The 13,695-nt window shown below is 43.3% G+C and carries 13 protein-coding genes and 3 tRNA genes; 2 read left to right on the plus strand and 14 right to left on the minus strand.

The genetic code is table 11. The annotated features are described in order from the left end of the window. Positions 1–13 precede the first annotated feature (13 nt). From A3763_RS05795 to A3763_RS05830, 8 genes are all read right to left on the minus strand, one after another. Positions 14–90 (minus strand) — tRNA-Arg (locus A3763_RS05795). A 29-nt stretch (positions 91–119) separates the two neighbouring features. Further along, positions 120–196: transfer RNA gene (locus A3763_RS05800), tRNA-Arg, on the minus strand. A 30-nt stretch (positions 197–226) separates the two neighbouring features. Continuing rightward, positions 227–316: transfer RNA gene (locus tag A3763_RS05805), tRNA-Ser, on the minus strand. Between the two features lie 98 nt (positions 317–414). Next, on the minus strand, positions 415–606 hold the full coding sequence (gene csrA / locus A3763_RS05810) for a carbon storage regulator CsrA (RefSeq protein ID WP_068507871.1): 192 nt from the start codon (positions 604–606) through the stop codon (positions 415–417). A gap of 180 nt (positions 607–786) precedes the next feature. Beyond that, positions 787–2,010, minus strand: a complete 1,224-nt coding sequence (locus A3763_RS05815; protein WP_068507874.1) for an aspartate kinase — start codon at positions 2,008–2,010, stop codon at positions 787–789. Positions 2,011–2,065: 55 nt separating this feature from the next. Continuing rightward, positions 2,066–4,663: an alanine--tRNA ligase gene (gene alaS, locus A3763_RS05820; RefSeq protein ID WP_068507877.1), complete on the minus strand. Its 2,598-nt coding sequence runs from the start codon at positions 4,661–4,663 to the stop codon at positions 2,066–2,068. A 261-nt stretch (positions 4,664–4,924) separates the two neighbouring features. Beyond that, positions 4,925–5,386 (minus strand): PilZ domain-containing protein, encoded by a 462-nt coding sequence (locus A3763_RS05825; protein WP_068507878.1) that lies wholly within the window; start codon positions 5,384–5,386, stop codon positions 4,925–4,927. 57 nt (positions 5,387–5,443) lie between these two features. Next, positions 5,444–7,795: a response regulator gene (locus tag A3763_RS05830; protein ID WP_068507880.1), complete on the minus strand. Its 2,352-nt coding sequence runs from the start codon at positions 7,793–7,795 to the stop codon at positions 5,444–5,446. A 175-nt stretch (positions 7,796–7,970) separates the two neighbouring features. Here A3763_RS05830 and A3763_RS05835 point away from each other — a divergent pair, with 175 nt between their 5' ends. Both A3763_RS05835 and A3763_RS05840 read left to right on the plus strand, forming a co-directional pair. Continuing rightward, positions 7,971–8,978 carry a DUF3187 family protein gene (locus A3763_RS05835; protein WP_068637670.1) on the plus strand — a complete coding sequence of 336 codons (1,008 nt, stop codon included), beginning with the start codon at positions 7,971–7,973 and terminating at the stop codon, positions 8,976–8,978. Between the two features lie 77 nt (positions 8,979–9,055). Next, positions 9,056–9,658: a YfaZ family outer membrane protein gene (locus A3763_RS05840; RefSeq protein WP_082865048.1), complete on the plus strand. Its 603-nt coding sequence runs from the start codon at positions 9,056–9,058 to the stop codon at positions 9,656–9,658. A gap of 3 nt (positions 9,659–9,661) precedes the next feature. Here A3763_RS05840 and acpS read toward each other — a convergent pair whose 3' ends face one another. The 6 genes from acpS to A3763_RS05870 form a co-directional block, all read right to left on the minus strand. Continuing rightward, entirely contained in the window at positions 9,662–10,039 is a 378-nt protein-coding gene (gene acpS, locus A3763_RS05845) for a holo-ACP synthase (protein WP_068507884.1), read from the minus strand. Positions 10,040–10,048: 9 nt separating this feature from the next. Beyond that, complete coding sequence (gene pdxJ / locus A3763_RS05850) at positions 10,049–10,789, minus strand: pyridoxine 5'-phosphate synthase (protein ID WP_068507886.1); 741 nt, start codon at positions 10,787–10,789, stop codon at positions 10,049–10,051. 5 nt (positions 10,790–10,794) lie between these two features. After that, positions 10,795–11,535: a DNA repair protein RecO gene (recO, locus tag A3763_RS05855; RefSeq protein WP_082880395.1), complete on the minus strand. Its 741-nt coding sequence runs from the start codon at positions 11,533–11,535 to the stop codon at positions 10,795–10,797. 29 nt (positions 11,536–11,564) lie between these two features. Then, a complete protein-coding gene (gene era / locus A3763_RS05860) occupies positions 11,565–12,488 on the minus strand; it encodes a GTPase Era (protein ID WP_068507888.1) in 924 nt (307 codons plus the stop codon). Positions 12,489–12,503: 15 nt separating this feature from the next. Then, positions 12,504–13,187 (minus strand): ribonuclease III, encoded by a 684-nt coding sequence (gene rnc / locus A3763_RS05865; RefSeq protein ID WP_068552847.1) that lies wholly within the window; start codon positions 13,185–13,187, stop codon positions 12,504–12,506. Positions 13,188–13,253: 66 nt separating this feature from the next. Then, positions 13,254–13,695 (minus strand): DUF4845 domain-containing protein (locus tag A3763_RS05870; protein WP_231872115.1); only part of this gene is annotated, 442 nt, incomplete at its 5' end.

The following is a 13,695-nucleotide window of genomic DNA, read 5'->3' on the forward strand; positions in this document are numbered from 1 at the left end:
AGGAGAAATAATATGGCACGGCTGGCAGGATTCGAACCTGCGACCAACTGGTTCGAAGCCAGTTACTCTATCCAGCTGAGCTACAGCCGCATTAGATGCTGATCAAGAATGTTTTAAAGTGGCGCGGCTGGGAGGATTCGAACCTCCGACCGCCTGGTTCGTAGCCAGGTACTCTATCCAGCTGAGCTACAGCCGCTAAACTTTAAAACTGCCATCCTAATTTAAATGGCGGAGAGAGAGGGATTCGAACCCTCGATGAGTGTTACCCCATACGCCCTTAGCAGGGGCGCGCCTTCAGCCTCTCGGCCATCTCTCCTCAAGACGCGGCGTATATTAACACATTTATTTTAAATGCCAACACCGCATTGAATTATTTTTTAAAAAACATCAACTTGTGTATTTTTTAACCACAAATTAGTCGTCAGACTGCTGCGCTTCAGACTTTTCTTTCTGTATACGCTGATAGATCTCTTCACGATGAACAGAGACATCTCTAGGCGCGTTCACACCAATACGCACTTGATTACCCTTTACACCTAATACGGTAACAGTAACGTCATCACCAACCATTAAAGTCTCACCTACTCGACGAGTCAATATAAGCATTCTTAGCTCCTTTTATTATGCAATATTCATCCAAAAAAGCTTCTTACTGCCACCTCAAAAGAGATAACAACGAGCACTTAAAGAGTATTATCGAAATTTCTCAAAAAGATAGTTTTAAGTGGATTAATCTTGCACATTTTCTATTTAGTTATAAATTGTGAAAATACTGTTCGCCTTGAATTAATGTTCCTGCGCCAGATCAAAAGCACCATGAAGCGTCCTTACGGCCAACTCTAGATACTTCTCATCGATCACAACAGAAATCTTAATCTCCGAAGTCGAAATCATCTGAATATTTATACCTTCATCAGACAAAGCTTCAAACATCTTGGTAGCTACCCCTGCATGAGACCGCATCCCTACACCGACGATAGATACTTTTGCAATATCGTTATCACCTGCAGTCCTCTCAGCACCAAGCTTCTCACATACTTCTTCTAATACCGCTTTCGCCTTTTTATAGTCATTTCTATGAACCGTAAAGGTAAAGTCAGTTTTTTTATCCAAGCCAACATTCTGTACAATCATGTCAACTTCAATATTCTTGTCACTAATAGGGCGCAATATCTTCGAGGCAACGCCTGGAATATCCGGCACACCTACCAAGGTCAATTTTGCCTCATCACGATTAAAGGCAATCCCCGAAACGGCAGCCTGCTCCATATTTTCCTCACTATCAATCGTAATCAAGGTACCTGGCCCATCCTCAAACGAAGATAGCACTCTTAAAGGCACACTATATTTCCCGGCAAATTCAACCGCCCTAATCTGCAAAACCTTAGAGCCCAAACTCGCCATTTCTATCATTTCTTCAAATGTCACTTTTTCCATACGGCGCGCACTATCAACAACCCTTGGGTCCGTTGTATACACTCCGTCGACATCTGTATAAATCTGACATTCATCCGCTTTGAGCGCAGCCGCTAGAGCAACAGCAGTGGTATCTGACCCGCCACGACCAAGCGTCGTAATATTATGATCCTCATCAACTCCCTGAAAACCAGCAACAACCACAACTTTACCCGCAGACAAGGCCTCGCGCATTCGCGACTCATCAATATCCTGTATTCTTGCCTTCATATGAGACTGATCAGTCAAAATACGAACCTGACCACCTGTCATAGACATTGCATCACAATCAATCTGCTGCAAAGCCATACTCAACAAAGCAATCGTCACCTGCTCACCGGTCGACACCAGCACATCCATTTCACGAGGTACAGGATCCTTAGATATTGCATCGGCCAATGATATTAACCTATTAGTCTCTCCACTCATTGCAGAGACAACCACTACAACATCATCACCTGAATCTCGAAACTTTTTTACTTTCTCTGCCACAGCTTGGATACGCTCAGTCGTACCGACTGAAGTACCGCCATATTTTTGAACAATCAGGGCCATTGACCTATTTAAAACCTCTTAATTGTAGACTTAGAACCTAACACTAAATAAGCAACTACTGCTGGGACTCAACCCATCCAGCTACCGACGCCAAGGTTTCTTCTAGAGCAGTAACATCTGTACCACCGCCCTTCGCAAAATCAGGCCGGCCACCACCTTTACCACCAACACCTGCCGCAACGACTTTCATCAAATCTCCAGCTTTGTACTGCTTGGAAATTGATTTCGTCACACCAGCAACCAAGGCAATTTTATCTCCGTCTACAGAAGCCAATAAAACCACCGCATTCTCAAACTGGTTCTTAAGCTTGTCTACAGCGTCTTCCAGACCTTTACGATCTACACCCGATAACTGAGCCGCAACTACTTTAACCCCAGCAACGTCCACTGCCTTGTCAGCCAATTGAGAACCTGCGTCAGCTGCAGCTTTCTGCTTAAATACCTCTAACTCTTTCTCAAGCGCACGACACTTTTCTACCCACTGATTTGCTTTTTCAAGAACATCTTCTCTACCCGCCTTGAAAACACTTGCGACATTTTTCAACTGCGCTTGCGACTCTCGATTCCAAGCTTCAGCCTCTGCACCAGATAAAGCCTCTATACGGCGAACACCTGAGGAAATTCCACCTTCAGACACTATCACTAGCGAGCCAATATCACCCGTACGCTGGGCATGTGTTCCACCGCATAACTCCACAGAAAAGTTATCATCCCCCATCGAGAGAACTCGAACATTCTCACCATACTTCTCTCCAAACAGCGCCATAGCGCCCATTTGTTTGGCCGTTTTTATATCTGTTAAAGTCGTTGTTACTAAAGAGTTCTCTCGAATTCTCGCGTTGACCATAGACTCTATTTCTAACAACTGCTCAGGCGTAACAGCTTCATAATGCGCAAAATCAAAACGCAGACGCTCACCATTACACAAAGAACCTTTCTGAACGACGTGCTCTCCTAGAATCTGCCTAAGCGCTGCATGCAACAAGTGAGTTGCCGAGTGATTTAGAGCGGTCGCATCACGCTGAACACTATCAATGGATGCCTTAACAGAAACACCTGATGACAACTCACCACTTTCAATCTGGCAAATATGTAAAAAATGATTTTCTTGTTTCTGGGTATCTTTTACCAGTGCTTTACCACCATCCCACTCGAGGACACCAGTATCGCCAGCCTGACCACCCGACTCTGCATAGAAAGGTGTCGACGCCAATACCACGATACACTGCTCGCCAGCTCCAGCCTTGGCATTCTCACCATCAACCGTAACCGACAGTACCTCTGACTCATGATCAAAACTTTCATAGCCAACAAACTCGGTACTCCCCGAAATATCCAAAGAGTCGTTGTAATCAACACCAAATTTGCTCGACGCGCGCGCTCTTTCTCGCTGCGTTTCCATTGCAGCTTCATAACCCTCGTGATCTAGCGTTAACCCTCGCTCACGAGCGATATCATTAGTCAAATCAACCGGGAAGCCGTAAGTATCATATAAAGTAAAGACCGTCGCACCAGAAATAACGGTACTATCCAGAGACGCAATATCTGACTCCAGAACCTTCATTCCCTTATCAAGCGTTTTGGAGAACTGCTCTTCTTCCTGAAGCAAGATTTGCTCTACTTGCTTCCGGGAAACCTTGAGCTCAGGGTAAGCTTCACCCATCGCGTCAATCAAAACCTCGACAAGGCGATAGAAAAACGGCTCAGAAGCACCAAGTTTATTTCCATGCCGAATAGCGCGGCGAATAATTCTGCGAAGTGTATAACCACGCCCCTCATTCGAAGGCATTACACCATCAGAAATCAAGAAGGCACTGGCACGAATATGATCAGCAATAACCCGCAGAGATTTTTCTTCAATAGAAACGCCACCCAATATTTTGGATGCGCCATTTAGAATGGTCTGAAAAAGATCAATTTCGTAGTTTGTATGCACATCCTGCATCACGGCAGCAATACGCTCCAAACCCATACCGGTATCTACAGAAGGCTTTGGTAGGTCATGCATCACTCCGTCAGCAGTACGATTAAACTGCATGAAAACGAGGTTCCAAATTTCAATATAACGATCACCGTCGTCATTTGGACCACCAGGAGGATCACCAGCAATATCCTCACCATGATCATAAAAAATTTCGGTACACGGCCCACAAGGCCCGGTATCTCCCATAGACCAAAAGTTATCTTTCTCTCCTAGCCTTGAAAAACGTGACTGGTCGATACCGATTTCATTAAACCAGATATCTTCAGCTTCTTTATCATCTTTATAGACAGTCACCCACAGTTTTTCTTGCGGTATATTTAACTCTTCAGTTAAAAATTGCCATGCAAACCGAATTGCATCCTGTTTAAAATAGTCGCCAAAACTGAAGTTACCTAGCATTTCAAAAAAGGTGTGATGGCGAGCTGTATAACCTACGTTTTCAAGATCGTTATGTTTACCGCCAGCACGGACGCATTTTTGCGAGGTGGTCGCTCGATTATAAGCTCGTGACTCTTTTCCCAAAAACGTATCTTTAAACTGATTCATTCCCGCATTTGTAAACAACAAGGTCGGATCATCTGCCGGAACCAAAGAACTACTATCGACAATCTCGTGTTTATTACGATTAAAAAAGCTCAAAAATGCGTGACGGATCTCTGCCGTTTTCATAACAAAACTCACCTGTTATTGTACTTTCCTGAAAAATCAGTTTTTTTAAACCAAAAGAGCGCGATACTCTATCACAAACATCCCCACCCAAACACTGGATTCCTCGCGCTATTTACAACTTTTTTACATAGTCGCTACCGGAAGCAAAAAGCGCCCGACAAAAAACTCGGTTAAGCCGAAGGAAGCACCCTAAAGTTAGCTGGTTAACGAAAAGCTATAGAAAAGGAAAGAAAAAAGAAGGGACCTTAAATAACTAAAATCTTAGGTAATATCTGGAAAATCGTGTGCAAACTTGCCTATCCACTCTTCAGCAGCATGTTCACCATCTATCGTGCGGCCTTCAACCTCTTGAACCCACATTCGATAATGTTCGATATGGCAAACTTGCTCTACCATACGCGCAGTAAAGGCATCCTCTCTACTCGTAAACTCTATGCCCGCTTCAAAACGATCCGGGCGTGACAAACACCAAATAACCTTAGCCTGAGCTTCAAATGGAGGATCGACAATCGGAATCTTAATATTTACTACTGACCCGACTTTTAAACGCTGTTTCGAACTAAAACTCAAACCACCCAAGCTAACGTCTTGGGCTACTGACTTTTCAAGAGCAACATGGCCACCTTCAGCACCAAGCGATTCCGCACCATTTTCAGGTGAGAGTTCATCAACTGCCGTAAACTCTATTGGTACGTCTGCCGGGTGGCGTATATAGGCTCTCATAACTCTTGTTAATCTCACTTATTATTCACTAAGAATTTATTGTAGGCAAAGTACAGTTTAGTTGATATGCCTTTCTAACACCATTTCCAATTGCGCTATTTTGAATGGCTTCGTCATAAACTCATCCATACCGACCTGGAAGCATCCCTCAGCTTCTTCTTCAAAAGCATTTGCTGTTAAAGCCACAATTGGCGTACGACCACGTTCAGGCTTGGATCGTTCGATCTCACGTATTATTTGCGTGGTTTCATAGCCATCCATTTCAGGCATTAAACAATCCATAAAAATTAAAGCATATTTATTCTTCTTAAATAGCTCAATTGCCTCAAACCCATTTACCGCCAGGTCTACCTGGCAGCCATTACGCTCCAGCATACGCATAACAAGCTGCTGGTTAACAATGTTATCTTCGACAATTAATATATTGGACTTGGTTTGGTCCTGTAGATCTATAACTTCGGGGTCCGAACTTTCTTCAGCATCACTCACGGTATATCGCGTCACCAAGCGACGCTCACTTCCCTGACGGAATCGCTCAGCATAGGCCTGACACATAACTCCCCTCAAAAACGGGTCACGGAACTGCTTACTCAAAAAGCCACTAGCTCCTGCCAAAAAGAAGCCTTCCGCATCACCCAACTGTGGATTTGAACATAAAACAACGATCTGCACAGGATCAACGATAGACTGGCGAATCATCTGACAAGCTTCTACACCCGACAAATCCTGTAAGATGTCATCACACAAGATCATGTTGAACTGCTCTTCACTTCCAGCATAAGAATGCAAGGCTTTTATCGCTTCTGCAGCAGTCCCCACCGCCTCGAACTGAATCCCCCACTCGCTTAAGAGTTCAAGTGTAATTTTACGACTAAGCTCATACGAATCGATCACCAGTACTTTGAGCGTTTTCAGCAAGGACAAATCCAACAACTCTCTGGAGTTATCGCCACGAACTACCGGCAAGTTCAACTCGAACCAATAAGTAGACCCATCATCTTCTTTTGATTCGTTCAGCAATGTACTACCCATGAGATCAACTAACTGGTAGCAAATATCCAGGCCCAAGCTACGCTTTTCCCTCAGTTCCGAAGAAAAACCTATATCAGCAACATCAACCCGCTTATTAAGCCTCTGTATAGGCTTACTACCACTATCTTCAATTGACAAACGAATGGCCGCTCGAGAATTCTTTTGAGACAAAAGATCAACATTAATAAAAACGTGACCCTTCTCAGTGTGCTGGATCGCGTTAGCAACTAGGTTCATCAATACTTGTCGTATTCGTACAGGGTCTCCTCGTAAAGTCTGTGGAATATCGGGGCTAATTCGGCTCTCGAACACAAGGCCCTTTGACTCAGCCCTGTTTTTCAAAAGAATAGTAACACCGGATAACACCCCTCTTAAATTGAACGGTATCGTCGTAATCATAAGATCGCCCGACTCGATTCTGGAAAGGTCCAAGACATCATTTACAACGTACAACAATGACTCTAAAGACACCTGAATAGTTTGAGCATACTCACGCTGTTCATCTTCCAACTTCGATTCCAGCAATAACGAAGTGAAACCTAGCAACCCGTTCATTGGCGTTCGCAACTCATGGCTCATTTTTGCTAGAAACAAGCTTTTCGTCTCGCTGTTCTTGCGTGCTGCTTCTAACTCCTTCTGCGACAACGTTAAACGAGCCTCAGACTTATACAGACGCTCTTCCATCTCCTGCTTATACTCTAGAATCGATAACCACAGTTCAGAGACCTCAGTATCCTCTAATGAAGAAAGCCTCTTCATAGACTCATCTACATTCTGGTTTTTCAGGTCAATCATAAACTGACGCAAGCGCCTAACAACAATCTGATATCCAAGCAAAACACTCGTTAGCGAGCAACAAGCGACAACCAGCACATACAATAAAAAGCTAGTCAGTCCTTCCCTAGAAACCTCTTCAATGACCCCATCTAAACTCTGGACGACAGCCAGCTCTCCTAACCAGTAGGCTTGAGCCTCCCCTCCCTTCCAATAACTAATTGGATAGACAGATTGCTCGATGCGGGCAGAGGCCCCAATACTTCCAACCGTTATAGTACGACCGTCATCATAGCTGAGCGTATACTTTCTGGTTTCTTTCCCAGAAATATGCAAATGACAATCATCCAGCATCGCAATTAGTATCGCTTCGACCTTTTGATCGTTTGCGCGCCAAACAGCTTCACTTATCGGGTCAAGATTAGAAGACAGTAAATGATCTAAACACTCATTGATTGAATCAACTTGCATTTGGTAAGAGTAAACCCCTTTCGTAAAAACAATACCAAGCGATAACAATATGCTAAACAAAAAGCTATATAAGCAAATACGCTTAAGCAAGGGGGCTTTCTTTAGCTGTTTTAGCGTATTAGTTAAGCGCAAATGAAATCTCCTGAAGGGGATGTGAAAACTTGTGCAACACTAGCAAAATTCTTACGTGGCGTGTAGTACTGTTCAATGGCAAATGTAAAACGAGAATTCTTAATCAAAGGTAATTCGTGGCAAATTGCTTACCGTGGTAGCCTAGAACTCTAATTTAACTAATTTTCATAAGCTAATGCGCTCTATACTTACTACCCTTTGCTACATCGTGCTTTTTAGCTCTCAATTACAAGCTGCACAAACCTATAATAGCGAGACAATAGACGCTCGAAACAACAGCCCTATTGCTATGCTTTTCTCTCTCCCAAGAGCTAGCTTTTACCCAAATGAGCAAATCGGATCGATTCATTTACAATCAGACGCTTCGCTCACCAATTACATCAGCACTACAGATAAAAATGGCGACTATTTTCGCATAGACGGAGAAACCTGGAGATTTAGAAACACAGTTTCATACCAATATTCTCAACAGCTTCGCATTCTGGTAGACGCGTCCTGGATAAAACATGGCGGCGGTTTAGGTGATCGATTTATTTTCCACTTCCATGATGCATTAGCACTTCCACAAAATGGCCGCTCCGATAAGCAACACGATAGGTTCAACTGGACACTCTATTCTGAAAATCAGCAGGTATTATCTTTTCAGCGGGAAGCGTCTTCATGGGGTGACACCGAGGTTTCATTCGCATGGAAAATGAAAGAAATCTCCGATACTCAATACAACGCTACACTTAAAATTCCCACTGGCAACTACACGAATCAAACAGGCAGTGAAGCCTTCGACATAAATTTTAGCATCACCCAGCAGAACCCTGAGTGGTTCAAAAGGCGCAATTTTTTTGAACAAACAAAGCTTTCTTTATGGTACGGTACTGGTCTTGGCTATATAGGAAAGTCAGAGCAACTTAAGATTCTTGAGCAGCATCCTGTAAACCTTTCTTTTCGCGCAGGGTTCGCGTGGCTAATTAGTCCTAATTGGCAGTTAAAAAGTCAGATTGATACTCACTCCCCCTTGTTCAAAACAGAGCTACGTGAACTTGGCTGGGTACCGCTGCAAATATCCTTTGAAAGCGCACACCGTTTCAGTCAGGATATATCAATAAATCTGATGATTGCTGAAGACATTAGGCCACGATCCGTACCAGATGTGATCCTTAAGACAAGCCTAAGAATTAGACTTTAAAACTCACCTTAGAAACTTTCGGTGTTAAGAACTTAATTACCAAGTAAAGAATTGACTAACAAGGAACTTGAAAACCAATGCAATGCTTTAAAAAAGGAAAGTTAAACCCTGGCTTATTATCATTTATCGGGTTGATCGGATATACACTTGTACTATCTACACCCACAGCCCATGCTGATGAGATTGATCTCAGACTCAGCAATGACGCGGTTCACGGAAACTATACTAAAGATAATAGCCGGTCTAAGGCAAGGTTTGGCATGGGGTACTTCTATAAAGATGACGATTACACAACCAATATTCTAAACGTTGACCTACATGCAAAAGGACAAACCGTTATCGGTAATATGCCAGCAACAGTTGCTATTGGATTTGAAAGTAACTTTTTTAAAATCGAGGATTTCAAAGGTACTGCTGTTGGAATTGGCGGTTCACTAAGGCTAAACCTACCAAGCGCACCTGGCTTATCATTTGAAACAGATCTACATTATGCGCCCAAGGTACTATCTTTTGGAGACTCTGACGAGTTCAGTCGTTTTAGAACCCAAGTCAATTACCGAATTATTGAAAATGCCGATATCGCATTCGGCTTCCGCTATATGAATGTTGGCAGCGAATTAGATGGCAAGAATGAAACCCTTGAAAGCGGCGTATACCTTGGTCTTCAGTTAGCACTATAAGACTCAGGAGAGCACTGCAAACGCAGAGACTAAGCCGGATTCATCAGATAAACTAATGTGTATAGTCTCTGCACCCATTTCTTCCATTTTTAATTTTGCTTTTTGGTGCAAGACAGCAACAGGTTGCCCGCTCACCGAATGCGCGAGCTCTATATCATGCCAGGTAATACCCTGAGAGACCCCAGTACCCAAAGCCTTTGATACAGCTTCTTTGACAGCAAAACGCTTAGCTAAGAAGTTGTCTGGACGATTCGATTCAAGAAAGGAGTCAAACTCGTTGGGGGATAATATCCGCTTTGCAAAGCGCTCTCCATAACGCTCGAGGGATCTGGCAATTCTCTGGATTTCAACCAGGTCATTGCCAATACCTTTAACAGTCATAATTCACTATTAGCTCGTAGATTGTATTAAGGCATTCATTTCACGAACCGCATCCTTTATGCCAACAAACAAAGCCCTAGCAATGATACTATGCCCTATATTGAGTTCGTTAATACCGGGTATGGCCGCTATCGCATGCGTATTATGATAGTGCAAACCGTGCCCTGCATTAACAATCAGGCCATGAGACAAGGCCAAGTTCAAACCACTACGAATCCTTCCTAACTCTGCTTGCAATTCAAGCGGATCCTTACACTCGGCATAATGCCCTGTGTGAATCTCAATGGCTTGAGCACCGCAACGAACAGCCGCTTCAATTTGCGCAGGCTCAGGATCGATAAACAGAGAAACTTCTGAACCAATCTCACTCAAGCGAGCGCAGGCATCCTTAATACGATCTTCCTGCGCAATGACATCCAAGCCACCCTCAGTAGTCAGCTCCTCTCTTTTCTCAGGCACCAAACAACAATGTTCAGGCTTAACCTTCTCGGCAAGCCCTAGCATATTTTCGGTTACTGCCATTTCAAGATTCATTCGAGTTTGCAAGGTTTCCTTCATCACCAGTACATCTCGCTCTTGAATATGGCGTCGATCTTCACGCGGATGAATTGTAATACCATCTGCTCCAGCCTCTTCAGCCAGTAAAGCAGCTTGAACAGGGTCAGGGTAACGTGTGCCACGAGCCTCTCTCAAGGTTGCCACGTGATCAACGTTCACGCCTAATAAAACTCTGCCATTAGGATTTTCCATCAAATTTACCCCTTAAACTTTATCGGACGAAATAACTCTCGACTTTTTATCACCTGACCACCCAAAGCATCATCAACCAGATAGCGCATCAACTGCTTGGCCTTTAAGTACTCTTCCTTTTGCCAGGTAGAGCCATTAACAATATCTAAAGTACTGATAAGCGATATTGCTTTTCCACTTATAATAAACACACTTCCTAAGTTAGAGCTGGCCTTACCAACTCCTTCAAAACCTTGCTGTGAAAGAAACTTATATCCCTGATCCTTCTGAATCTTGTGACCATAAATATCATGTTCAAAATCAGGCAGTAATCCTAGCTCACTCAGTAAAAGGTATTCAAATTTTCGCAAACAGCGCTGCAAGTCTTGCCCTTCAGCTAGCTGATCCAAACAATCTACATAGTTTGAGAACACTCCCAGGCTTGGCTCATTGTCCGGTACTAGCTTCAGAACCAATTCATTAAGGTAGTAAGCACTAAAAAGATAGTTTGCGCGAAGCTTATAGGGCTGGCTTGGAACATCGACGGATCGAAGTGTTTTGATTGAAGAGCGGCCACTCCAAGAGAGCAAAAGAGCCTGAAAGGGTTGAAGCAAGGCTGACCAAGCACTTCCTTTTCGCAAGGCCCCTTTTGCGATCAAAGTAAGCCGTCCGAAATTAAGTGAAAACACATCAACTAAAAGACTGGACTCCTGATAAGGGCGCCGGTTCAAAACATAAACCGCTTGCTGCTCCTCAATCATACTCATGCACTGACCGCCCCCTATTTAAAGGAGCCTTACTCGTCTCGATAACCCAAACTCTTTAAAGCCCTTTCATCATCAGACCAACCACTTTTGACCTTAACCCATAGGTTTAACATCACCTTGGTATCAAACAAGCGCTCCATTTCTTTACGAGCATCACGGCCAATGATTTTTATTTGTTCACCCTTGTCACCAATAACGATTTTCTTTTGACCACTGCGCTCTACAAGTATTAGCGCGCTAATATGCAGCACGTGCTTAACCTGTTTAAACTCTTCAATCTCTACAGTCACCGCATAAGGTAGCTCTTCCCCCAGCTGTCGCATGATCTTCTCACGCACAAGCTCAGCAGCCAGAAAGCGCTGACTTCTGTCAGTCACTTGATCTTCAGGATAGTAATGAATACTGTTTGGAAGGAAGCTATCAATTAGTTTTTCAAGAGAATCAACATTATGTCCATGCTTGGCAGAAACTGGAATAATTTCGTTGAACGAATGCTTCTCAGCCAAAACTTGAATGTGCGGTAACAAAGCACCTTTTTCTTTTGCCTGATCAACTTTATTTAACACGAGAATTACAGGCGCTTTTGCAGCTTGGATTTTTTCAAGCACGAAGCTATCTTCCTCTGTCCACTTGGTTCGATCAACCAAAAAGACAATAACATCAACATGCTTAAGCGAATCTGACGCCGCTTTATTCATATATCGATTAATCGCTTTATGTTCTTTCAGGTGCAAACCAGGTGTATCAACATAAACGACTTGCGCTTCGCCTTCGGTTTTGATCCCTAAAATCTGGTGACGCGTGGTCTGAGGCTTCTTTGAGGTAATACTAATCTTTTGACCCAATATACGATTTAGCAACGTTGATTTGCCGACATTAGGGCGCCCAACAATGGCGACATAGCCACAACGGGTATTCGGGTTATTAAAACTTTCCAAGTCGAATTCAGTCATGATAATACTCCAGGGTTATGACTTTTCTTCCAGAATAGCCAGCGCTTGCTTTGCTGATTTTTGCTCAGCTATTCGTCGACTAGGGCCTTCACTATTTGTTCTGATACTCATTGATGCAACCTCACACTCGACAAAGAAAGTCTGATCATGAGCTTCACCTGTGACCTTAATAACTTCATATTTCGGGAGGTCTTTCTTTATAGATTGCAGATATTCTTGTAGGCGGGTTTTAGGGTCTTTTTCGGTATTATCTAAAGACAAGTTAGCGAAACGCGGCTCATACCACGATAAAACAACTTCTCGGCAAGTTGAATGATCGCTGTCTAAATAGATAGCACCAATGACGGCTTCCAGAGCATCAGCAATAATCGACTCCCGCCTAAAGCCACCACTCTTCAGCTCACCGCCCCCTAAGTTCAAATAGTCGCCTAGCTTAAATTCTTTACCAATCTCTGCCAGCGTTACCCCTTTTACCAACAAAGAGCGCAAACGGCTTAGCTGACCTTCTTTTGCAGACGAGAAGTGTTGAAACAGATATTCAGCAATAACAAAGCTAAGTATGGCATCCCCTAAATACTCCAGGCGTTCATTGTTCGCACCTTTAAAGCTACGATGCGTTAACGCTAAATCTAGCAGGCTTTGATCTTTGAACGCATAACCAATTTTTCGTTCAAGCGCACTCAAGCGATTTTGTTTCATAGGGACTAATTTTTCCAAACTTTGCTCAAGCCTTTTCCAAAAAAGACGGTGATAAATAACTCTAAACTAAAACTTTTTCTCTATAGACTCTTCGAAGGAGACCACTGCATCTATGTTGCTATAAATCGGAATGCGAACTTCATACTCTACCGAGATATAAACACTTTCATCTGTAACTTCAGCATAGAAGCCTTCCTTAACATCAAAGGTACGGACATTGTTAGTTAACAAGCGGGTTTGGAAGTTTGTTTCCAGCTCACCAGCAGACATCCCTTCTAAATCAACTTCTTTATCATAAGATTCGAGTACAGATGCAATTTGCCAATGCTCATAAAACGCGGGGTAAAGCTTGAAAGCAATTGTTAAAATAATCGCAGCCATACCCAAAAAAAGCAGGACCACTGGCATCGAAGCACCCTTTTGCCGAGAATCAGTACGCATGTATAACCTCATCGTTAATCTATTTGAATCGTTGCGCTGCCAAGAAGCAGGACATTTATAATAGTAT

The sequence above is a fragment of the Oleiphilus sp. HI0128 genome, assembly GCF_001635365.1.